At 66.3% G+C, this 22,451-nt stretch carries 15 protein-coding genes; 6 read left to right on the top strand and 9 right to left on the bottom strand.

Annotated elements, in window-relative coordinates:
- Nucleotides 1-8: 8 nt before the first annotated feature.
- The gene (locus DKB74_RS11670) at nt 9-320 is read right to left on the bottom strand and encodes an RNA-binding S4 domain-containing protein (RefSeq protein ID WP_239987490.1); all 312 of its coding nucleotides are present in this window, start codon (nt 318-320) and stop codon (nt 9-11) included.
- Nucleotides 317-2,812: a helicase-related protein gene (locus DKB74_RS11665; protein ID WP_109808352.1), complete on the bottom strand. Its 2,496-nt coding sequence runs from the start codon at nt 2,810-2,812 to the stop codon at nt 317-319. Before DKB74_RS11665 ends, DKB74_RS11670 begins: the two co-directional genes overlap by 4 nt.
- A gap of 245 nt (nt 2,813-3,057) precedes the next feature.
- On the opposite strand from DKB74_RS11665, the gene DKB74_RS11660 reads away from it, so the two are divergent.
- The gene (locus tag DKB74_RS11660; protein ID WP_161956853.1) at nt 3,058-4,563 is read left to right on the top strand and encodes a M23 family metallopeptidase; all 1,506 of its coding nucleotides are present in this window, start codon (nt 3,058-3,060) and stop codon (nt 4,561-4,563) included.
- 64 nt (nt 4,564-4,627) lie between these two features.
- Here the strand turns inward: DKB74_RS11660 and DKB74_RS11655 are convergent, their stop codons facing one another.
- The 5 genes from DKB74_RS11655 to DKB74_RS11635 form a co-directional block, all read right to left on the bottom strand.
- Nucleotides 4,628-6,304: an ATP-binding protein gene (locus tag DKB74_RS11655; RefSeq protein WP_109808350.1), complete on the bottom strand. Its 1,677-nt coding sequence runs from the start codon at nt 6,302-6,304 to the stop codon at nt 4,628-4,630.
- Between the two features lie 75 nt (nt 6,305-6,379).
- Nucleotides 6,380-7,147 (bottom strand): TIGR02186 family protein, encoded by a 768-nt coding sequence (locus tag DKB74_RS11650; protein ID WP_193504448.1) that lies wholly within the window; start codon nt 7,145-7,147, stop codon nt 6,380-6,382.
- Complete coding sequence (locus tag DKB74_RS11645) at nt 7,144-8,058, bottom strand: sulfite exporter TauE/SafE family protein (protein WP_109808348.1); 915 nt, start codon at nt 8,056-8,058, stop codon at nt 7,144-7,146. The genes DKB74_RS11650 and DKB74_RS11645 overlap by 4 nt, the downstream gene beginning before the upstream one ends.
- A gap of 48 nt (nt 8,059-8,106) precedes the next feature.
- Nucleotides 8,107-9,123 carry a hypothetical protein gene (locus DKB74_RS11640; protein ID WP_109808347.1) on the bottom strand — a complete coding sequence of 339 codons (1,017 nt, stop codon included), beginning with the start codon at nt 9,121-9,123 and terminating at the stop codon, nt 8,107-8,109.
- Nucleotides 9,120-10,514 (bottom strand): glycosyl transferase family protein, encoded by a 1,395-nt coding sequence (locus DKB74_RS11635; protein ID WP_193504446.1) that lies wholly within the window; start codon nt 10,512-10,514, stop codon nt 9,120-9,122. Before DKB74_RS11635 ends, DKB74_RS11640 begins: the two co-directional genes overlap by 4 nt.
- Before the next feature lie 143 nt (nt 10,515-10,657).
- Here DKB74_RS11635 and DKB74_RS11630 point away from each other — a divergent pair, with 143 nt between their 5' ends.
- Nucleotides 10,658-16,411: an Ig-like domain-containing alpha-2-macroglobulin family protein gene (locus DKB74_RS11630; protein ID WP_109808346.1), complete on the top strand. Its 5,754-nt coding sequence runs from the start codon at nt 10,658-10,660 to the stop codon at nt 16,409-16,411.
- Between the two features lie 170 nt (nt 16,412-16,581).
- The gene (pbpC, locus tag DKB74_RS11625; protein ID WP_239987524.1) at nt 16,582-18,678 is read left to right on the top strand and encodes a penicillin-binding protein 1C; all 2,097 of its coding nucleotides are present in this window, start codon (nt 16,582-16,584) and stop codon (nt 18,676-18,678) included.
- Nucleotides 18,679-18,844: 166 nt separating this feature from the next.
- On the opposite strand, the gene DKB74_RS11620 is transcribed toward pbpC, so the two are convergent.
- Both DKB74_RS11620 and DKB74_RS11615 read right to left on the bottom strand, forming a co-directional pair.
- Nucleotides 18,845-19,222 (bottom strand): PaaI family thioesterase, encoded by a 378-nt coding sequence (locus tag DKB74_RS11620; RefSeq protein ID WP_420822413.1) that lies wholly within the window; start codon nt 19,220-19,222, stop codon nt 18,845-18,847.
- Nucleotides 19,219-19,638 carry a PaaI family thioesterase gene (locus tag DKB74_RS11615; protein WP_109808787.1) on the bottom strand — a complete coding sequence of 140 codons (420 nt, stop codon included), beginning with the start codon at nt 19,636-19,638 and terminating at the stop codon, nt 19,219-19,221. Before DKB74_RS11615 ends, DKB74_RS11620 begins: the two co-directional genes overlap by 4 nt.
- 160 nt (nt 19,639-19,798) lie before the next feature.
- Between DKB74_RS11615 and DKB74_RS19160 the strand changes: the two genes are divergently transcribed.
- The 3 genes from DKB74_RS19160 to DKB74_RS11595 are packed head-to-tail and all read left to right on the top strand — an operon-like array spanning nt 19,799 to nt 22,441.
- The gene (locus tag DKB74_RS19160; protein WP_239987489.1) at nt 19,799-19,948 is read left to right on the top strand and encodes a hypothetical protein; all 150 of its coding nucleotides are present in this window, start codon (nt 19,799-19,801) and stop codon (nt 19,946-19,948) included.
- Between the two features lie 27 nt (nt 19,949-19,975).
- Nucleotides 19,976-21,772 (top strand): hypothetical protein, encoded by a 1,797-nt coding sequence (locus tag DKB74_RS19155; RefSeq protein WP_239987488.1) that lies wholly within the window; start codon nt 19,976-19,978, stop codon nt 21,770-21,772.
- Nucleotides 21,773-21,781: 9 nt separating this feature from the next.
- Complete coding sequence (locus DKB74_RS11595) at nt 21,782-22,441, top strand: response regulator transcription factor (protein WP_109808342.1); 660 nt, start codon at nt 21,782-21,784, stop codon at nt 22,439-22,441.
- Nucleotides 22,442-22,451: the final 10 nt, after the last annotated feature.

Below are 22,451 nucleotides of genomic sequence, written 5' to 3'. Positions count from 1 at the left end.
CGCCCCTGCTATGCTGAGCTTTGTGGCGCGTCAACGACATTGGCGGATAGGCTTTCGAGACTGGTGTAAAGCAGAGCTGCTTCCGATGGTGACCCGCGCCGCTGCGGCAACGCCTCGATCCGCAGGATACGAACCGCTCCATTCCAGGGGAAAGCGAGCACCGAACCGACGCGAACCGGCACATGCGCGCGCTCGATTCGCCGGCCGTCGATCCGCATCGTGCCCTTTTGCGCCATCGCCTGCGCCATGCTGCGCGTCCTGGCCAGCCGCGCATACCAGAGGAAGCGGTCGACACGCATCATGTCCGCCGCCTCGGTCATTTGCCCGCCATCAGATCGGCAAGCGCGGCAAAGGCATTGTCGCGCGGCGGCGCAGGCGCCTTGGGCTTGGGTGTCAGCCCCTTCCAGGCCCAGCGCTGCGGCTCGCCTTCCTTGCCGCGGATCGCACGGAACCCAAGCTGCGCCATCAGTCGCGCCAGCGTGTCGGGCGTCAGGCCGATCGACGTCGCCAGCGCCGGATCGGGCGTGAAGGGGGCACGGCCCTTGCGCGAATCATGCGCTGCACGCGCGATTCGCTCGACCAGGTCGACTCGCACTGCCTGCGTTCCCAGCGGGCGAAAGCCGTGCGCCAGATCGGCGCCGGGCGCGTTGCGCGGCAATACGGTCGCCCCTTCCGCCGGCCCGGCCCCGAGCCGCAGCAGATCGCGACGCAGGCGCGCGGCGCCGGGCTTGAGCAAAGCGGAAGCATAGATATCGAGCGTGCCGATGGTGATGCCCAGCTTGCGCAACGCCTTGCGCGCCGGGGGATCGAGCGCCTCGACCAGTTCGGCAGCAGCGCGGCGCGGCATCATCCCGCCATGATCGAGCAACGCATTGGCAAGCGCCCGCAGCGGCGCACCCGCATCCGGGTCGCGCGTCGCCGCCTGTAGTTTCGCAAGCGGCGGCGCGGTTTCCACGACGCGATCCGCCAGCCAGCGATCGAGTCGCGCCTGCACCGCGCCACGCAACGACACGTCGAGCACGTCGAGCGCGCGGTCGAGCTTCACTTGCGGCAGCGCGGCGTTGCGATCGGGCACCAGATGCGCAACCGTCAGGGTTTCCCACAATAGCGCGACGGGAGCATCCGGGTCGGGTTCGCCGAGCGCAATATCCGCGTCCTTTGCCTCGGCCAGCGCCCTGCCCCGCCGCTGCAATTCCGAAGCGAGCCGTTTTTCCGCCGCCGCAAGCAGCATGCGCTTGTCCGCCGCGCGGGCATCCGACGCGACCGAAAAGCGAAACCCGTCGAGCGTGCCGAGGCTATGTTCCTCAATGCTCACTTCACCGTCGGCAGCGATGGTGACGGGCAGCGCATCGGCGCTGGCGCCGATCTGGCGCAGCAGCATCGTCGTGCGCTTGTCGACGAAACGCTGGGTCAGGCTGGCGTGGAGCGCATCGGACAGTTTTTCCTCGATCGCACGCGTGCGCTCGGCCCAATGGAGCGGGTCTTCCAGCCAGTCGGCGCGGTGGGCGATATAGGCCCAGCTACGCGCCGCGGCGATCCGCCCGGCCAGCGTTTCGACATCGCCGTCCGTCCGGTCGAGCCGGGCGATTTCATCGGCAAACCATTGGTGCGGGACGGCGCCGCGCCCTTCGGACAAATGGCCATAGACGCGCCCGACGAAACGCGCATGCGGATCGGCGCCCAGCTTGCGGAAATCGGGCAGACCGCACGCCGCCCACAGCCGCGCCACCGCCGCCTGCCCGCGCGCACGATCACGCACCCAGGATTGTTCGGCGAGCCGCTTGAGCACCGCCAGATCGACGGCTTCGGGCGCGGCGCGCAACACATCGCTGTCGGGCTTGCGCTCCAGGCTGGCGATCAGCGCATCGACGCTCGACAGATCAGGCTCGCCCTCGCGCCAGAACAGTTTTTCGACGCGCGGCATGCGGTGCGATTCGATTGCCAGCACTTCTTCGGGGGTGAAGGCGTTGGGCCCATCCTCGTGCAGCGATCCGAAACTGCCGTCGCGCTGGTGCCGCCCCGCCCGTCCGGCAATCTGCGCCATTTCCGAAACCGTCAGCCGCCGCTGCTTCTTGCCGTCGAACTTGCGCAGCGAGGCAAAGGCGACATGCGCGACATCCATGTTGAGGCCCATGCCGATCGCATCGGTCGCGACCAGATAGTCGACCTCGCCCGCCTGAAACATTTCGACCTGCGCGTTGCGCGTGCGCGGCGAAAGCGCGCCCATCACCACCGCCGCGCCGCCGCGCAGCCGCCGCAGCGCCTCTGCCACGGCATAGACTTCCTCGGCGCTGAACGCGACGATCGCGGAACGACGCGGCAGGCGGGAAAGCTTGCGCGCGCCGGCATAGCTCAGCGTCGAAAAGCGCGGCCTGCCGATGATTTCGGCCTCGGGGACCAGCGCCTCGACCATCGGGCGCAGCGCTTCGGAACCCAGGATCATCGTTTCGTCGCGTCCGCGCGCGCGCAGCATGCGATCGGTGAAGACATGCCCGCGCTCGGGCGTTGCGCCCAGTTGCGCCTCATCGATCGCGACGAAACCGGTCTGCCGTTCCAGCGGCATCGATTCGGCAGTGCAGAGGAACCAGCGCGCATCGGGCGGACAGATTTTCTCTTCCCCGGTGATCAGCGCGACCTGATTTTCGCCCTTCGTCGCGACGACGCGGTCATAGACTTCGCGCGCCAGAAGCCGCAGCGGAAACCCGATCATGCCGCTCGAATGCGCACACATCCGTTCGACCGCCAAATGTGTCTTGCCGGTGTTGGTGGGACCAAGAACCGCCGTAACCGCGCTGCGCGAAAGCTGAGTCATCGGCGACCAACATCGTCTCGCGCCGGCCCTTAAGCAACTCTCCCGAGTTGATGATTCGGCTTAACCATGTTGGGTTCGCGCCTGAAAATCCCGTCAGCAACTCTTCATCTTCGGTGCGGCACGGTTTGCCGCACTCGGGACAGTCGCGAGGCAAGCTTAATTTGACTTTAAACCCACCGTTGCACAGTGATCGTGTCCAAGCCGGGGGTATCGGCGTTGAGGACGATTTTTGGGGGCAGCGAGCTTTGTTCCTGCGGAGCGATCACGGATATGATGCGGGGGCCGGCGCCAATGCGCTGAGCAATCCGCGTACCACCGAATTGACAGTCACGCGCGCCGGGCTGGCGCAGCGGCTGCGCGCACGCTTCCCCGATTTCGAACTGGTGCCCGACCTGGGTTCGCGCATCGGCACCCTGCAATGGTATCGTGGCGTCGCCACCTGTGTCGGACTGTGCGCCGTCACGCTGTTCATGGCACCGGGCCTCGAAAATCCGATCTATGGCTATGTTCCCCCCGCGCTGCAGGGCCAGGAATGGGAAGCCGCACGGGTTCAGGCGATCACGCCGCTCGCCGATGGGGCGAAGACCGGGTACAATATGGCGCCGACCGGGCTGGTCGCGCCGCTGACCGACACGCCCGAGCGCCCGGTCATCGACCTTACCACCAAGATTTCGTCGGGCGGCACATTGCTCGGCGCGCTCAAGCGTTCGGGCGTCGGCGATACCGACGCAACGTCGGCCGTATCGCTGATCGGCAATGCGATCCCGCTGACGGATCTGCAGGCGGGTACGCCGTTCGACCTGCGGCTTGGCCGTCGTACCGACAAGTCGCAGCCGCGCCCGCTCGAACAGCTGGCCTTCCGCGCACGGTTCGACCTGCGCGTCGAAGTGCAGCGCGGCGCCGACGGCACGCTGGCATTGCGCCAGATTCCGATCGCGGTCGATTCGACCCCGCTGCGTATCCGCGGCAAGGTCGGATCGAGCCTCTATCGCTCGGCCCGCGCCGCCGGCGCTCCGGCCAAGGCGGTCGAATCGTTCATCCGGGCGATGGCCACGCGCATTCCGATGTCGCGGGTCGGTGCCGATGACGAGTTTGAAATCATCGTTGCCCAGGACCGCGCCGAAACCGGCGAAGTCCGCTTCGGCAATGTCCTGTACGGCGGCATCCGCAAGGGTTCGGAAAAGATCGAACTTGCTTCCTGGACCTATCAGGGCCGGACCGAATGGTTCGACATGGCGGGCAAGGGCGAAATGCGCGGTTCGCTCTCGCGGCCGGTGAACGGGCACATCACCTCGTCCTACGGCATGCGCATGCACCCGCTGCTCGGCCGTCGCCGCATGCACAAGGGCATCGATTTCGGCGCTCGCAGCGGCACGCCGATCCACGCGGTGTCCGATGGCGTCATCATCTATGCCGGTCGCAACGGCGGCTATGGCAATTTCGTGAAGATCCGCCATTCGGGCAATCTGGCCAGCGGCTATGGTCATATGAGCCGGATCGCGGTGCGCAACGGCGCGCGCGTCCGTCGCGGCGACATTATCGGCTATGTCGGATCGACCGGCGTTTCGACTGGTCCGCACCTTCATTACGAACTGTATCGCAACGGCGTGGCGGTGAATCCCAACTCGGTGTCGTTCATGTCGCAGAGCCGGCTGAGCGGCGGCGACCTTTCGTCCTTCCGTTCCAACGTCACGCGCCTGCGGGCGGTGCCGGTGTACAAGGCCGAGGAAAGCGAAGCGCCCGCCGAATAACCGGCCTGCGCATCGTCACAGCGTCGATTCCCGAAATCCCGCCCGGCAACAGCCGCTTGGCGCGTCAGCGCGCCTGCGAACGCCAGCGACGGATGGTGCGCGCGATGCTCTGATCCTCGCCGCCGGTTTCGCGCCACAGCTCGGAAAACATCGGATCGCCCGATGCGGGACGTTTATCCTCGTCGAGCGAATCGAACAGCAGCCGCACCGGAGTCGCCACACCCTCACCCACCGCGATACATTCGCGATTGCGCAGCGCGGGGATCGAATCGAGGAACCCGCGCGCACCTTCGGGCATCGCGGCGCGCACGAACGCCTGATCGCGATCATTGTTGAGCCGCATCGTCAGGATCGTGCCGCATTGCGAAAGCACGCCTTCGGCAAGATCCGACGGACGCTGGGTGATCAGCCCCAGCGACACGCCATATTTACGGCCTTCCTTGGCGATCCGGCTGAGGATGCGCCCGACCGAAGAGCCATCGGCATTGCGTTCGTTGGGGACATAGCGATGCGCTTCCTCGCATACGAGCAGGATCGGGCGCTGCGCCTCTCCGCGCGACCAGATCGCATAATCGAACACCATGCGGCTGAGCACCGCGACCACCACCGATGTAATTTCCGACGGCACACCCGACACGTCGATGATCGAAATCGGCTGACCATCGCCGGGCAGGCGGAAGATGCGGGCAAGGAAGCTGGCCATGCTGTCCGAAACCAGCATGCCGGAAAACATGAAGCCATAGCGCGGATCGGCCTTGATCTCGTCGATCTTCGCCTTGACGCGCAGATAGGGGGCGCTGTCGGTCGCCTTGTCCATCTTGCCCATTTCGAGCTGGATCAGGTTCGACAGGTCGGACAGCAGATAGGGGATCGGCGCGTCGACGGTCATTTTCGGGATTTCCGCCGCCAGCCGGTTCTTGGCCTTGGCCGCGAGCAGGCATTTGCCGAGGATATCGGCATCGACCTGGCGATCCGAACCCGAAGAGGTGAGGAACACTTCGCAATGTTCCTCGAAATTCATCAGCCAATAGGGCATCGCCAGATTGCCGACATCGAACAACGCGCCGCTGTTCCGGAACGCCGCGCCATATTCGCCGTGCGGATCGATCATCACGATATGACCCTGCGGCGCCAGCTGACAGATGCGGTGGAGGATCAGCGCTGCGGCAGTCGACTTGCCCGTGCCGGTCGATCCCAGCAGCGCGAAATGTTTGCCCAGCATCGAATCGACATAGAGCGCGGCGCGGATATTCTTGGTCGGATAGACATTGCCGATTTCGATGTTCGCGCGCTCATCGGCGGCGTACATCTGGCGCAGATCACCGGTCGAAACCGGAAACACTTCGGTCCCCGGAACCGGATAGCGCGTGACGCCGCGCCGAAAGCGATAGAGTTTGCCGGTCAGCCGTTCCTCGTCGCCTTCGCCCAGGAAATCGATATCGGCGGACAGCCGTCCCGAATCCAGATCCACCATCCGCATCGCGCGGACATTGGCGATCAGCCAGGTCGATCCGACGCGCATCTTGAGCTGCGCGCCCACCTGACCGGCCTGAGCGATTGCGGGATCGGCATCGCCGCAAAGCGATTCGATCGCGTCGGCATCGAGTATGACCTTGCTCGACGCGCCTGCGACTTCCAGCACGATTCCGATCGGCTGCACCGCAGAATGCGAAGGCACCGGCGCCGCGTCGTTCGAAACCGGCGCGTCGGAAAATTCGCGCGCGGAAAACTGGCCTTCCATCGACAACTCCCCGTTATCGGGGGATAATGCCGCAGCCGAGTAAATATAAGGTTCCCGCTGCGATCGGGCGAACCGTCAATTGCGCCGCCAGATCGCGCCCGCGCCCCATCCGAACAGCACCGACAGCGCCACCGCCGTCAGGCCATAGAGTATCGAATGCTGCTCCGCTGCATTGGCGACGAATCGTTCGAAGCCGGATTTGCGGATTTCGATCGGGCGAACGGCAGCGGCCAGCACGCGTCCGTCGCGGATCAGGAAGGTTTCGGCCGTGAACCGCCCGACCGGCACGCGCGCGGGGATGGTGATCCGCGCGCGATACAGGACGCCGTCGGTGATCTCCACGGCGCCGGGGGCTTCGTAATAAAGCCCGGCACGCTGGCGCAGATCGACCAGCCCGGCATCGAAGCGATGCTGGACATCGGGCGCCGCGCCGGACGCCGGCGACATCTGCATACTGTCGAGCCCCAGTTCATAGATTGCGCGCGTCCGGTCATCGACCAGATCGCCGATCGGGCGCGAAGAGGCGATGGCGTAAAAGGACGGCGCCGACCGATAGCGCATGCGATTGGCGTTGACCCAGATGCCGGCGATCTTTTCCTTTTCGCGCAGCTGGATCGACTGAAGCGGGCCCTTCACCACCACCACGATATCGGCGGGGTCCTCGCCATCGGCCACCGGCTCGCCATCGGGATAGACGATAGCCCCGAACAACAGCAATTCGGCACCGGTGAAGCTGTAATAAATTTCGATCTCGCGCTGCGACACATCGGGAACGAGCACCGGCTTGGCGCCGAGCAGCAGCAAGAGCGCCAGCGGCGCAAAGAACAGCCGGAGCGCAGTCACGACAATTCGACCGAGTAGATTTCATCGGGCCGCCAGGCGAGGCCCAGGAACATCCGCACCGCAACCAGCAGCACGATCACTGCAAGCGCGAGACGCAGATATTCGGGCGGCGCTTTCATCGCCACGCGCGCGCCGATCTGCGCGCCGGTGACCGAACCGATCAGCAGCAGCACCGCCAGCACGATATCGACCGCCTTGGTGGTCGTGGCGTGCATCATCGTTGCCGCCGCGGTGGTGAACAGGGTCTGGAACAGCGAGGTTCCGACCACCACCGTCGGCCCCATGCCAAGCAGATAGAGCATCGCCGGGATCAGGATGAACCCGCCGCCGACGCCGAGCAGCACCGTCAGAATGCCTGTGAAAAAGCCGAGCATCAGCGGCGCGAGCGGCGAAATATAAAGGCCCGATCCATAAAAGCGCCAACGCAGCGGCAGCCAGCTGACCAGCGGATGGTGTCGCCGGCGGCGTGCGCGCGGATGAATGCCCGATCGCTGCGCGCGGATGCTGCGCACCGATTCGGTCAGCATCAGCCCGCCGATCGACCCCAGCAGCACGACATAGAGAATGCCGATCACGGTATCGATCTGGCCGCTTTGTTGCAGCAACGCGAACAGCCATGCCCCGACAAGGCTGCCCAGGACGCCGCCCGAAACGAGCACCAGCCCCATCTTGATATCGACGCCCTTGCGCCGCAGATGCGCGAAAACCCCCGAAACGCTGGCGCCGGTGACCTGGCTCGACGCCGATGCCGCCGCAACGGTGGGCGGAATGCCATAGACGATCAGCAACGGCGTGATCAGGAACCCGCCGCCAACGCCGAACATGCCCGAAAGCATGCCGACGCCAAAGCCGAAGAACACGATGATGAGCGCGTTCACCGACAGGTTGGCGATGGGAAGATAGATATCCATTGTCGCGATGCGTAGCCCGTCCTGCGCTCCGGCAAAAGCGCCGCGGGGCTAAAAATCCGCGCCGAGCGTCACGGCGAGCCCCGATCCGGGCAATGCGTTCCCCGCCACGCGCTGCCGCCATTCGACCGCCAGACGCATATGCGTTTCGCCCGCGGGGAAATCGAGCACCGCCGCAGGCCCGATATCAAGACGGCTGACCCCGCGCTGCGCACCGCCCCAGCTTCCGGCGCCCAGCGCGACGCTCGCGCCGCGTCGTTCGCGCACGGGGCGCAAGATGCGGGCGGCGCCATCGGCATAGGGTTCGGCCTGTTCGCGCATCACCACCCCGGCCTGGCCATAGGCTTCGATCCGAAAACCCGAGGGGATTTGCGAATAGACGCCGGCGACCAGGCCCGCTCCCGGCCCACCCTTGCCGCCATCGAGCGAAACGCGCCGTTCGACCACGAGCCGCACCGGCAGGCGGGTGGGTTGCCATTCGATCGCCACCGATGCTTCGCGCCCCGGCCCCTCCAGCGGGCTGGTCAGCCGCCCGGCAAAGGCGAGCGCGCCACGCGGACCGGTGCCATAGGCGATGCGGATACCCGCCTGGCCTCCGCCAAGCTGCGCCGCGCCGGGGGCCGCCGCGTGCGATCCGCTCCGGCGGCCGAGCACCCACAGAGCGCCAGACCAGCCCAGCGACGGCGGCGTGCCGGGATCGGCTATCCGGACCGGCGCGGCCTGGCGCGGACCACCGGCATATTCGGGATCGCCGTACCGGATCAGCGCCACCATCGCGAGCTGCGCTTTGCGCGCGTCATAGGGGTCGCGATAGTGTCGTGCGACCGCCGCCACCGGTCGCAGCGGCGGGCTTGCCGTCGGGCGGAATGCAGCAGCGACCGCAACCGGAAATGCCGGGGCGCCGTTCGGCGGGGCGGCAGGTGGCGCTGCGTTCAGCGCGAACGGCACCATCGTTTCGATCGCCTGAGTCAGCGATCCGGTCGCATGCCACAGCAACGCGACACGCAGCCCGATCCAGCCGGTACAGACCAGCACCAGAAAGCGGAGCGGACGACCGCGCCGGGTCATGCCCGCGCCTGTTCCGGATCGTCGGGGAATTGATGCCGCGTCTTGTCCCATTGCGGCGGCGCCCCCGCCAGCATCCGCGCATAGGCAAAGGCCGCGCGCCGCGCCGCCAGCAGGGCGATCGCATTGGCGACGATCGCGCGCGGCAGCGACAACAGCGCCTGCCGCCAGCCATAGCAATGGCCGGTAAAGCCCGCACGCATCCCGGTCCGCCAGAGCAGGCTGGCAAGATTACAGGCAAGCAGCACGCGCAGCGCCGCATCGGGCAGCAGCGGCGGCGTGCGCGTGATCAAATGCACGCCGAACGCGCCGCTCCACAGCAGCAGCGCGATATAGGCGAGCGCGAGCACCGGCATCGCCAGCGTCGCCCGCCGGTCGCGCATCCGCATCCAGTGATCGGCCACCGCCGCGGGCGGCGCCCAGCCGGTCCGGTCCCATCCCGCCAGTGCGATTCCGGTCAGCCAGCGCGCCTTTTGCCGGACCGCTGCCCGCAACGTCGCGGGGAAATAGGCGCGTACCGCGACCAGCCCGTTTTCCCGATCGCGGACACGCGGCAGTGCCGTGCTCCCGCCCAGCGCCGCCATGGCAAGCCCCAGCTCATAATCCTCGGTCAGGCTGGTCGCATCGAACGGCGCCCCGCCGCGCCCGTCGGCAATGCGCTGAATCATCGCGCGGCGGATCGCACAGCCGGTGCCGGCCAGCGGAATGCCCGCCCCCAGCATGCGCCGCACCATCAGATTCTTGCCATGCGCCTCGGCAAATTCATCGCAATAATGCCCGGCAATCAGCGGGGAGTCCGGATGCGGCAGCGGCAATACCGGCAATTGCACAGCATCGTGCCGCGCCAGATACTGCGCGAACACCAAGAGTTCGCGCGAGTCGACCACATCCTCGGCATCGTGCAGCAACACGGCCCCGACACAATGCCCCTCCGCCGCTTCGTCGCGCTGCAGCGCGCGCCACAGGCTGTTCAGGCAATCGGCCTTGGTCGTGGGGCCAGGTACCGGGCCGATCACCAGGCGGACACGACGATCCTGCTGCGCGACTTCGGCCACCGCCGCAATCGTCGCCGCGTCATTGGGATAGGTGCCGACATAGAGCAGGAAATCGCCATCGCCCCAGCGCGACAACGCCGTACGCAGCATCGCGCCGATGACCGCCGATTCGTCCCATGCGGGAACGAATATCGCGATCGGCCCGATCTGGTCGCCCGCGCCTTCGCCGGCCCGGTCGCCGCGCACCGGCACGATACGGCGCCGGATATGACCGGCGGCAAAAACCAGATCGACGGCAAGATCGTCGATACCGCCGATCAGAAAGCAGATCGACGCGAAAAGCGTGACTTCGCGCGCAACGATATCGACCCAGAGGATCCAGTCTCCTCCGTTTTGCACGCGAATTCCCCCCGATTCGGAAGCAATATCATCCTTATCGATTGCGTAACGATCAAGAGCCGTCCTGCAGATCCGCGAAATCCGGCTGGACACCTGGCCCTGCCGCCATTTACCTTCGCGCGACCTTTCGGGAGGGGTTTTCCATGAAGCTCGCAACCCGCGCCGCCGTTTTGGCGCTTTTTCTGGCGCCGTTCGGCGCAGTGGCCGCCTTTGGCGACAGCGCGCCCGAAGTGGTGGTGGCAACACCCGGCATCGGCGACGGGGCGATCGAACGCTTCACCGTGCGGTTCAACGAGCCGATGGTTCCCCTTGGCGATCCGCGCGCGGCCGGCCCCTTCGACATCAGCTGCCCGGTCGAGGGACAGGGGCGCTGGGTCGATCAGCGCACCTTCGTCCATGAATTCGCCAACCCCCTTCCCGGCGGCGTCACCTGTACCTTCACGATCAAGGACGGGCTGAAAAGCCTGTCGGGCTATGCCCTCGAGGGGCAGACCAAATTTACGGTGGACAGCGGCGGGCCGATCGCACGCGCGGTGCTGCCGAGCCGCTGGGGCGGCCAGATCGAAGAGGATCAGGTGTTCCTCGTCGCGTCCAACCTGCCCGCCGACGCGAAGTCGGTCGGCGCCAATGCCTATTGCGCCGTCGAAGGGATCGGCGAGCGGATTCCGGTCGATGTCCTCGACAAGAGCGTGCCCGCGCGGCTGATTTCCGAACTCGGCACCGATCGCTGGGAAGTGCGCAGCTTCCTCAACGATGCCGGCCTGCCCGAGGCATTGCCCGAGAACGAAGCCGATCGCGCCCAGGCGATGCAGGCCGTGACCGCGCTCAAATGCCGCCGCCCGCTGCCGCCCGGTCGCGACGTCTCGCTGGTATGGGGCAAGGATATCAAGAGCCCGTCGGGCCGCACCGCCGGAACCGATCAGCGGTTCGATTTCACCGTGCGCGAACCCTTTACCGCGCGCTGGCAATGTTCGCGCGTCAATCCGCAGGCGGGGTGCAATCCGGTTCAGGACGCCAGTGTCGTCTTTACCGCGCCGGTGCCGCGTGAGCTTGCCGCGGGCGTCCGCCTGCGCACTGCGGACGGCACGGAAATCGCCCCCAAGCTGAGCGACGAGGATCAGCGTCATCAGACACTGACCAGCATCAGCTTCGCCGGCCCGCTGCCTGCCGACACGACCGCCACATTGGTGATGCCCGCCGGGATCCGCGACGAGAGCGGCCGCACGCTGGGCAATGCCGAGCGCTTCCCGCTCGAAGTGCGGTTCGACGAACAACCGCCTTTGGTCAAATTCGCTGCCGATTTCGGCATTCTGGAGCTGAACGAAGGCGGCGTGCTGCCGGTTACGGTGCGCAATGTCGAACCCAAGCTGCGCGGGCAGATGGGCTCGGTCGCCGGGCAAAGGCTGCGCGTCGACGGATCGGATGCCGAAGTCGCGCGCTGGCTGCGCACGGTGCAGAGCGCCGACGACTACAATGTCGAAACCGTCGAGCGTGGCGACAAGCAGATCCGTATCAACCACACCGGTGAAAAGCCGATCCTGACCGGCGATGCGGGCAGTCCGTTCGACATCGCTCTGCCCGGCGGCGGCAAGGAATTCGAAGTCGTCGGCATCCCGCTCAAGGACCCCGGCTTCTATGTCGTCGAGCTGGCGAGCCCCCGATTGGGGCAGGCGCTGCTCGGGCGCGACACGCCGCGCTATGTCGCTGCCGCCGCGCTCGTCACCAATATGACGGTCCATTTCAAATGGGGCCGCGACCAGTCACTCGTCTGGGTGACATCGCTCGACGGCGGGCGCGGTGTCGGATCGGCGCAGGTCCAGATTTCGGACAGCTGCACCGGCCAGTTGCTTGCGCGCGGGACGACCGACGCATCGGGCCGCCTTGCCGTGCCGCCGGGCCTGCCCGAGCCGGAAACCTGGGGCAATTGCGAAGAATATTCGGACAGCCATCCGCTGATCGTCACGGCGCGCAAGGACGGCGATTTCAGCTTTTCGCTGACCAGCTGGGGCGACGGCATCCGCCCCTATGATTTCGACCTGCCCTATGGCTGGCAGCCGCAGAGCGAGATTTTTCACACCATCTTCGACCGCTCGCTCGCGCGGCAGGGCGAAACGGTGCACATGAAACATATCGTGCGCCAGCCGGTCGCGGCGGGCTTTGCGGGCGGCAAGGCCTTTACCGGCACGCTGCGCCTTTCGCATCGCGGATCGGACACCAAGTTCGAACTGCCGCTCACCATCGATGCCAACGGCACCGGGGAAACCACCTGGAACGTGCCCCAGGGCGCGCCGATGGGCGAATATGACCTGATCGTCGAAAATGGCGACGACACGATCTGGACCGACCAATCGATCCGGGTCGATGAATTCCGCCTGCCGACCATGCGCGCCACGGTCAGCGGTCCCGATGAAGCCGCCGTGCAGCCACGTTCGCTGCCGGTCGATCTGTACGTCGGTTATCTGTCTGGCGGCGCCGCGCCCAATCTGCCGGTCGAAGTGCGCGTCGGCTATTTCGACGGCCTCAGCGCGCCTTCGGGCTATGACGGCTATCATTTCGGCGGTCGCGAAATGACCGAGGGCGTGCGCCCGATGGACGGCGACGGCGAGGATGTGACACCCGATCTGCCGCCGACCCAGACGATCCCGGTCACGCTGGGGCGTGACGGCACTGCGCGGACTTCGGTCGACGTGCCCGCGACGATCGACGGCGATACGCAGATGGTGGTCGAGATGGATTATCCCGACGCCAATGGCGAAGTGCTGACCGCGTCGCGCCGGATTCCGATCTATGGCTCGGCCGTCCGGCTGGGCATCAGAACCGATGGCTGGATCATGCAGCAGGACGATCTGCGGCTGAAATTCGTTGCGGTCGATACCGATGGCAAGCCGATCGCCAATCAGCGGATCAAGGTCGATCTCTACAGCCGCGAAATCCTTACCGCGCGACGGCGGCTGATCGGCGGCTTCTATGCCTATGACAACCAGATGAAGACGACGAAGCTGGGCGAAACCTGCTCGGCGACGACGAACGATCTGGGCTTTGCCGAATGCGCGCTCGATCCGGGCATTTCGGGCGAAGTCTATGCCGTGGCATCGACCAAGGACGCAAACGGCCATGTCGCGCGCGCCACCCAGTCGGTGTGGCTGGCGGGCGAGGATGAATGGTGGTTCGGCGGCGACAATGGCGACCGCATGGACGTGCTGCCCGAAAAGACCGAATATGCCGCCGGCGAAACCGCGCGCTTTCAGGTGCGCATGCCCTTCCGCGAAGCGACCGCGCTGGTGACGGTGGAACGCGAAGGCGTGTTGTCGAGCTTCGTCGTCGGCCTGTCGGGCAAGGACCCGGTGATCGAAGTGCCGATGCCGGGCGATTATGCCCCGGACGTCTATGTCTCGGTGCTGGCGGTACGCGGACGCGTCGATGGCTGGTCGCTATGGTCGTCGAACCTCGCGCGCGACTGGAACCTGCCCTTCTTCCGCCGCGACGCGGCAAAGCCGACCGCTACCGTCGATCTTGCCAAACCCGCCTATCGACTGGGCATCGCCCGCGTGAAAGTCGGGTGGCAATCGCACCGGCTCGACGTGTCGGTAAAGGCGAACAGCGAAACCTATGCGCCGCGTGGCCAGGCAAGCGTCGATGTCACGGTGAAGACACCGGACGGCAAGCCCGCCGGTTCGGCCGATCTGGCGTTCGTCGCAGTCGATGAAGCGCTGCTGCAGCTCGCGCCCAATGACAGCTGGAACATACTCGATGCGATGATGGGCGAGCGTCCGCTGTCGGTGCTGACATCGACCGCGCAGATGCAGGTCGTCGGCAAGCGTCATTATGGTCGCAAGGCTGTCGCTGCGGGCGGCGGCGGCGGCACGGGCGACCTTTCCGGGCTCAACCGCACCAATTTCGAACCGGTGCTGTTGTGGCGCGGCCATGTCGATCTGGACGCCAATGGCCATGCCCGCGTGCAGGTGCCGCTTTCCGATGCGCTGAGCGCGTTCAAGCTGATCGCAGTGGCGACCGATGGCGCGCAATTGTTCGGCACCGGTCAGGCAAGCGTGCGCACCCAGCAGGATCTGAGCATCTATGCCGGCATTCCGCCAATGGTCCGCACCGGCGACAAATTCGGCGCGATGTTCACGCTGCGCAACGGATCGGACAAGCCGATGCGCGTGACCGCCGATGTCGAACTGAGCCCCAGGATCGCGACCGGCCGGTCGCTGACCGTTGATGTGCCCGCCGGCGGCGCGGTGCCGGTGTCGTGGAACCTGGTGGCGCCCGAAGCCGATGGTGCGTTGCGCTGGACCGTGCGTGCCCATTCTGCCGACGGCAAGGCAACCGACCAGATTTCGGTGACTCAGCAAGTCGCATGGGCCGTTCCGGTCGAAACCTGGGCGGCGAGCCTGACCCGTGTCGGCGATACCGCCGATTTCCCGATCGCACCGCCCGCCGGTGCGCTGCCGGGCCGCGGCAGCGTCGACATCCGCCTGACCGACACGCTCAGCCCGCCATTGCAGGGCGTGCGCGATTACATGACGCGCTATCCCTATAATTGCTTCGAACAGCGGCTTTCGCGGGCGATCGCCACCGGTGACACCGCCGCGTGGAATCGTCTGGCCGGCGAAATCCCCGCCTTCCTCGATGATGACGGGCTGTTGCGCTATTTCGCATTCGAAAGCCTGCAGGGCTCCGAAGCGCTAACGGCCTATGTCCTGTCGATCACTGCCGAAGCGGGGCTGCCGATCCCGGCGGATTCGAAGGCGAAGATGATCGCCGCGATGCAGGCCGTGCTCGACGGGCGGTTGCGGCACGAGGATTATGGCGATGTCCGGCTTCAGCGGCTTGCCGCCTTTGCGGCGCTGGCACGCAATGGCGAAGCCACGGCGGCGATGCTCGGCCAGCTGGGCATCACCCCGGCGGACATGCCGACTTCCTCGCTCGGCGATTATCTCGTCGCGCTGGGCAAGGTCCCCGGCCTTGCCAACGGCGCACAGCTGCGTGCTGCGGGCGAAGCCGAACTGCGCAAGCGCCTCGTCTATGAAGGCACGCGGATCGACCTATCGGACAAGGGCAAGATGCCCTGGTGGCTGATGGCGTCGGACGACGAAGCCGCGATCAAGGCACTGATCGCGACGATCGGACGCCCCGGCTGGCAGGATGAAATGGCCAAGATGATGGTCGGCGTTTCGATGCGTCAGCAGCGCGGCCATTGGGACACGACCCCGGCCAATGCCTGGGGCACGGTGGCTGCGCGCAAGTTCGACGCCGCCTATCCGCCCAGCGCCGTCGCGGGCAGCACCATCGCTCAGTTCGGTACACGTTCCACCACGCTCAACTGGCCGCTGCCACAGGCACAGCGCAGCTTCAGCTTCCCGCTTCCGGCATCGAGCACGCCGTTGCAGATGCGCCAGTCGGGCGGCTCGGGTCCCTGGGCGATGGTGCAGGTCAAGGCTGCGGTGCCGCTGACACAGAGCGTGAGCGCCGGGTACAAGATGACGCGCGAAACCAGCGTCGTTCAGGCCGCCGACCCCGCGCATCTGGGACGCGGCGATGTCGTCAAGGTGACGATCACGGTCGAAGCGACCGCCGAACGCAACTGGGTGGTGATCAGCGACCCGGTACCCGCGGGCGCTCAGGTGCTCGGCGGGCTTGGCGGCCAGTCGCAATTGCTCCGCGCACAGGCGGACAATGGCTCGGGCGTACAGCCCAGCTATGTCGAACGCGGTCAGGACGCATGGCGCGCCTATTTCCGCTGGGTCCCGCGCGGCAGCTTCACCGTTTCCTATGTGATGCGGCTGAACAATGCCGGGGAATTCCATCTGCCACCCAGCCGGGTGGAAGCGATGTACTCGCCGGAAATCTTCGCCGCGCTGCCCAACCAGACGGTCACCGTCGCCCAACGATGACCGATGCCCGCCGTCAGCATGTCGCCGCCCTGCGGCGAAGGCTGCGGCGGTTGCGCCGACGAACGGTCGTGCTCGCTTTGCGCAGCGAAGCGCGCGCCTGGGCATTTGTCGATGCGCGCCGCGACGAATGGCGCGCGCGCGGATGGCGCGGAATCGCCACTCCGCCGCGCGTGACGCTGACGGTCGCGCTGATCCTGATTGCCGGCTTTGCCACTGCCTATTGGTCGACGTTGCCGCCCGCCCTGCCCGGCTATGCCGCGGTGCGCGACCATTGGGCGCCATCGGAAAGCTGGCTCTATGATCGCAACGGCGAATTGCTCGACAGTTCGCGCATCAATTTTCAGGCGCGCCGGCTCGCCTGGACGCCGCTCGACAAAATCTCTCCGGCGGCGCGCGACGTGCTGATGCATGCCGAGGACAAGCGGTTCGAATCGCATGGCGGCGTGGACTGGATCGCGGTTGCGGGTGCCGTTCGCGACCGGTGGGAGGGCAAACGCGCACGCGGCGCAAGCACCATTTCGATGCAGGTCGCGGCCTATCTCGCGCCCGACCTCGCCGCGCCGGGATCGCGAGGCATCCGCGACAAGCTGCGCCAGATGCGCGCAGGGATGGCACTCGACGGCAGCTGGACCAAGGACCAGATCCTCGAAGCCTATCTGAACCTTGCCGGGTTTCGCGGCGAGGCGCAGGGAATCGGCGCCGCCGCGCTCGGCCTGTTCGGCAAGACCCCGGCGACGCTGAGCCGCGACGATGCGCTGTTGCTCGCCGCGCTGCTGCCCGATCCGGGGGCCGACGCCCCGGCGATTGCCGCACGCGCCTGTGCGCTGTCGGGTGAAAGCGATTGCTCGCGTTTCGCCGGCGCGGCGGCATCGATGATCGGTCCGGCGCGCAGCCTGCAGCTCGATCCCGGCCTTGCCCCGCATCTTGCCAACAAACTGCTGCGCGAACCCGGCCAGCGCGTGACGACGACACTCGACAAGCAATTTCAGGAAATTGCGATCACGGCGCTCAAACGCCAGCTTCAGGGGCTGGGCGGCACCCGCGCGCGCGACGGTGCGGTGATCGTCGTCGACAATCGAACCGGCGACGTGCTCGCCTATGTCGGCGGGGTCGGCGGCGCTTCGACGGCGCCTGCCGTCGATGGCGCGTCCAGCTATCGCCAGGCAGGGTCGACGCTCAAGCCGTTCCTCTATGCGATGGCGATCGAGAAGGGCTATCTCACCGCCGCGTCGATCCTCGATGATTCGCCGGTGCAGCTCGACACGGCCTCGGGCCTCTATGTGCCGCAAAATTACGACCGTGCGTTCAAGGGGCCGGTGACGGCGCGGTCGGCGCTGGCCGGGTCGCTGAACGTGCCCGCCGTCCGCACCCTGCTGCTGACCGGCGTCGATGCGTTTCGCGACCGGCTATGGGATACCGGCTATCGCGGGCTGACCGAGGACGGGCAATATTACGGCTTCTCGCTTGCGCTGGGATCCGCCGAAGTCACGCTGATGGAACAGGTCGCCGCGTTCCGCAGTCTGGCGCTCGGCGGGCGCTGGAGCCGGTTACGGCTGACCGAAACCGATCCAAAAGCTGCATTGCGCCGGATCACGAGCCCGCAGGCGGCCTGGATCGTCGGCGACATGCTGTCCGATCCCAATGCGCGGGCGGTTACGTTCGGGCTCGATTCAGCACTGCGGCTACCCTTTTGGGCAGCGGCGAAGACCGGCACGTCAAAGGCGATGCGCGACAATTGGTGCATCGGCTTTTCCGATCGCTACACGGTCGGCGTATGGGTCGGAAATCTGGAAGGCGATCCGATGCGCGCCGTATCGGGCACCAGCGGCGCGGCACCGGTATGGCGCGACGTGATGCTGGCCATTCATGACGGGCATCCGGGGCATCGGCCCGAACGGCCGAGCGGCGTCGAATCGCGCCATGTCTCCTTTCCCGACCATATCGAACAGGCGCGCACCGAATATTTCCTGACCGGGACCGGTTTCGACACCGTCGCCATCGCGCCCGCCGAATCGCGCCGCCCGCGCATCGTCAATCCGGTGTCGGGCAGCGTCTATGCACTCGATCCCGATATTCCCCTCGACCGGCAGCGGCTGGCAATATCGGTGTCGGGCGAAGTGACCGGCCACCGGCTCGAACTCGACCGCCGCGACCTGGGCGCAGCCGATGCCAGGCCCCTGATCCTCGCGCCGCCGGGCCGACACCGGCTGCGGCTGATCGATCTGGGAGGAAATGTGGTCGATCAGGTGCTGTTTACGGTCCGCTGACCGGCGCAACAGCGCCGCCAGGGCAAAGGCCAATTTTGTCGCCGCGACCATCGAACCAATCGACGCACCACGCGTTTCTTCGGTTGGTCCTACCCCTTTCGGGACTGGTGCCAAGGGGCACCGGCCGCGCCGCCATCAGGGATGGCGCGGCCGAACCCCCGGAGCCCTATTTCCGTTTGATCATGATGTTCATCCGCGCCGCGGCGATCGGCTTTTCCGGCGATTCCTGCCACGCAATCGCTTCGACATTGGCGATCCGGCTACCCAGCCGAGTGACGCGCCCGCGCGCACGCGTCGGCAATTCGCGGCCGCCGCGCATATAATCGACGGTGACGTTGATCGGCTTCCACTGCGCACTCGCGTCGTCGAGCTGCTGGAGCAAGGCCGCGACCGCCGCCATCTCCAGCAATCCGCCGATCGCGCCGCCATGCAGGAAACCGGGCCTGCCCAGCTTGCCCGTATCGAACGGCATCACCAGCACCGGCGCGCCTTCGCCATGCTCGATGTCGAGACCGAGCAGCCGTGCATAGGGAATATCGATCACGAAATATCCGCCGTCGTCATGAATGTTCCCGCGACATGCGCAATCGGATCGTCCGGATCGCCGTCATGCGCCTGGCCCCGCACAAAGCCGATACTGCGAGTCAGGCGATAGCATTCGCCGCGCCCGATTACGGTTTTCCCCGGCGTCGCGGGCCGCAGATAGTCAACCCGCATGTCGAGCGTCGCATGCGGCAGGAACGCACCGCGTTTCAGCCACACCGCCGCGCTGGTCGCCACATCCATTATCGTCAGTATCGGTCCCGACGCCAGCACGCCGCTGTCGACCTGGCCGATCTGGCGCGGGTCGTACGGAATCGCGAGTTCCGCCCAATCGTCGCCATGCGCGCGATATTGCAGGCCGAGCAGACGGCCATGTCCCTCCATGCGCGCGACCAGCGCCTGCAGATCGAAGGTCATGATTTCCGTTTTCGAACCACCCGACATTGCCTGGCCGTAGCGCGGCGCATCCCGGTGCGCAAATCCCGCCGGCAAACCGCAAGATTACAGGGATTTAACTAAGCAGCCCCGTCGAACCGGCCTAGCGTCCGAAAGGACGACATTCCCAAGGGAGGCCGATATGGCGGAATGGAAGCTGGACCCGGCGGATATTGCCGAACTCGCCACGCCGGTGGCAATGCGCGGCAGCCTGCGCGCCGATGAAATCGGCCCGGACGATATATTCGAAATCATCGTCGCCATCGCGAATGTGACTTTCGGCATCCACTGACGCATGCCGGGCAGCGTTTCCAGAAGGATGCGCGCCGCGATAGTCGCGTCCGGGGCGCCGTCCCGGGCGATCGCGCAGAAATGGTATGAATCCGATGGCTATCGCGCGATCGCGGCCGCGCTGACGGCAGCGGCACCGCAGGGACATGATGCAGTGGCGGATGCGGCGGAGGCACTGCTTTCCGACCGTCCCTGGGTCGATGCGCTGCTCGGTCCGCTTGTTGCGGGATTGGCGGGCGACCCGTTTTTCGATCCCCCGTTCCGGGTCAGCCGCGACAGGCTGCGCATCAGCGCGATCCTGTTTGACTCGCCCGTCGCGACGCTGACCGGATCGGTCGTCGATGCTGCGGCTCTGGCGGCGCTGCCCCCCACCCCGACCGTCGTGGTTCCCGGCCGGATCGGCGTTACGCGCTATATTCGCTCGGGCGGGGTCCGGATCCGTCGCTGGCGCACCGATCCCCTGACCACCCAATTTTCCGCAAACAACGCCGCGCCGGCGCTGATCCAGCCGGAACTGGCGCCGTGCGACGGCGCCGTGGTGCGGATCGACGGACGCGTCGAAGGACAGTTGCTCGCCGGCGCGCAATCCGATGTGGTCACGCTGGGCTTTACGGTGCGGACCGATGCCGATCCGCTGATACGCGAATATCGCATTGCCGACGGTCATCTATCTACCATCGCCAGCAGCGACGCGCGACCCGGCGTTCCACACCCGCTGGTCGGCGATGCATGCGTGGCTGCGCGTCGACGCCCACGCCGCCTTGCCGCGCCTGCGCGAAATGGCGCGCGACGATCCGCATCCCGATGTGCGCCGGGCGGCGCTGCAGACCGTGGCTCGAATCCGCCCTCCCGAAACGGCAGGCGCCACGCCATGCCGCGCCTGATCGATGCGGGCACAGGCGGCCCGCTCTCGCTCGACCAGCTGGTCGAGGCGCTCGACGCCAGCCCGTTCGATGTCCGCGACGAGGATAGTTTCGCGTCGCTCGGGCCGCTGCTCGCGCGGCTGGGGCGCAACGCCGATTTCCTTGCCGATCTTGCAATTGCGGAACTGAAGGACCGCTGCGCCGGACAAAGCCGGACCGCCGGATATGGCCCCCAGGTTTTCCTGCTGCACCCTCCCGACGGGCGCTATCTGATCCGCGCCAATTTCTGGCCGGCACGCGACGATCCGGTGGTGCGGACAAGCGGCACTGCTGCGTTTTTCTATGACATGCCGCACGATCATAATTTCTCGTTCCTGACCTATGGCTATTTCGGGCCGGGTTACTGGAGCGACTATTATGAATATGACCATGCGGCGGTGACCGGGGTGCCCGGGGAAGCAGCGGGTCTACGCTTTGTCGAACGCGCGCGCCTGTCCCCAGAAAAGCTGATGCTCTATCGCAGCGGCCGCGATGTACATGTCCAGATTCCGGCGGATCGGTTTTCGGTATCTCTCAACATCCTCGGCATCGATCCCGCCCAGCCATGGATCGATCAATATCGTTTCGACATTGCGCGGGGCGTGATCGAAGCCGGTCTCAGCTGCGCCGCGTCCGAAGCCTTGCTGAGCCTCGCAGTGCATTTCGGCAACGGACAGGATCTGGCCGAGCATTTCGCGCGCCATCACCCCAGCCGACGAATGCGCGCGACGGCATGGACCGCGCTGGCATCGGCAGCGCCCGACCGGCAGGCGGCGCTCGCGATACTGGAAACCGCCGCCATGGCCGCCGACGCCTTTGTCGCCGGGAGCGCGCGGCTGCGGATCGACGCGCTGCTGGTCCGGAGCGCAACCGAATCCGAAACGGAGATGATTGGCACCATCATGGCGGCAACCGATCGCTAGTCTCTTCCGGTGACTGCGATCTTGTCCCTTGCCTGTGACGTCATCGGCCTTGCCGAGGCGATCGCCGCACGCGGGTTACGACTGGTCACGGTGCGCGACGGGGCATTGCACCGCCATCTCGACGCGGCGCCGGCACGCGCGGCGATCCTGGGATGGGACGTGGGCGAAGGCGATCCGCGCGAATGCGTCGCGCGCATCCGCGGCCATGGCTGGGGCGGGCCGTTGATGCTGCTGCTTTCGGGGGGAAGCAGCCGGCATATCGTGCAGGCCATCGACGGCGGCGCAGACGATGCGCTGGCGCTGCCCGCCTGCCCGGGCGAAATCGCAGCGCGGGTGGCCGCGCGGCTGCGCAGCCAGGGCGCACAGCCGATCAAGCTGGGCGCGTTGCGGATCGACACGCTCCACCGGCGCGCCACGCGGGAGGGGCGGTCGCTGGCGCTGCTGCCACGCGAATTCGCGCTGCTCCTCTATCTCGCGCAGCGCCCCGGCGCATGCGTCGGTCGCAACGAATTGCACCGCGCGATCTGGGGACTGAACTTCGATCCCGGCACGAATGTGATCGAAGTCCATATCTCGCGACTGCGCGCCAAACTGGACCGGGATTTCGCAACGGCGATGCTGCGCACCGAAAAAGGACAGGGATATCGGCTCGTCGCGCCAGACCGTTGAAGCGCCTGCA

The organism is Stakelama portus (genome assembly GCF_003171655.1).
GTDB lineage: Bacteria > Pseudomonadota > Alphaproteobacteria > Sphingomonadales > Sphingomonadaceae > Sphingomonas > Sphingomonas portus.
This window is presented reverse-complemented; position numbering and strand designations above follow the sequence as displayed.

Coding starts and splice junctions, on each gene's coding strand:
- DKB74_RS11670 (WP_239987490.1), bottom strand. CDS start 320: ATGACCGAGGCGGCGGACATGATGCGTGTCGACCGCTTCCTCTGGTAT.
- DKB74_RS11665 (WP_109808352.1), bottom strand. CDS start 2,812: ATGACTCAGCTTTCGCGCAGCGCGGTTACGGCGGTTCTTGGTCCCACC.
- DKB74_RS11655 (WP_109808350.1), bottom strand. CDS start 6,304: ATGGAAGGCCAGTTTTCCGCGCGCGAATTTTCCGACGCGCCGGTTTCG.
- DKB74_RS11645 (WP_109808348.1), bottom strand. CDS start 8,058: ATGGATATCTATCTTCCCATCGCCAACCTGTCGGTGAACGCGCTCATC.
- DKB74_RS11640 (WP_109808347.1), bottom strand. CDS start 9,123: ATGACCCGGCGCGGTCGTCCGCTCCGCTTTCTGGTGCTGGTCTGTACC.
- DKB74_RS11630 (WP_109808346.1), top strand. CDS start 10,658: ATGAAGCTCGCAACCCGCGCCGCCGTTTTGGCGCTTTTTCTGGCGCCG.
- DKB74_RS11615 (WP_109808787.1), bottom strand. CDS start 19,638: ATGACCTTCGATCTGCAGGCGCTGGTCGCGCGCATGGAGGGACATGGC.
- DKB74_RS19160 (WP_239987489.1), top strand. CDS start 19,799: ATGGCGGAATGGAAGCTGGACCCGGCGGATATTGCCGAACTCGCCACG.
- DKB74_RS19155 (WP_239987488.1), top strand. CDS start 19,976: ATGCGCGCCGCGATAGTCGCGTCCGGGGCGCCGTCCCGGGCGATCGCG.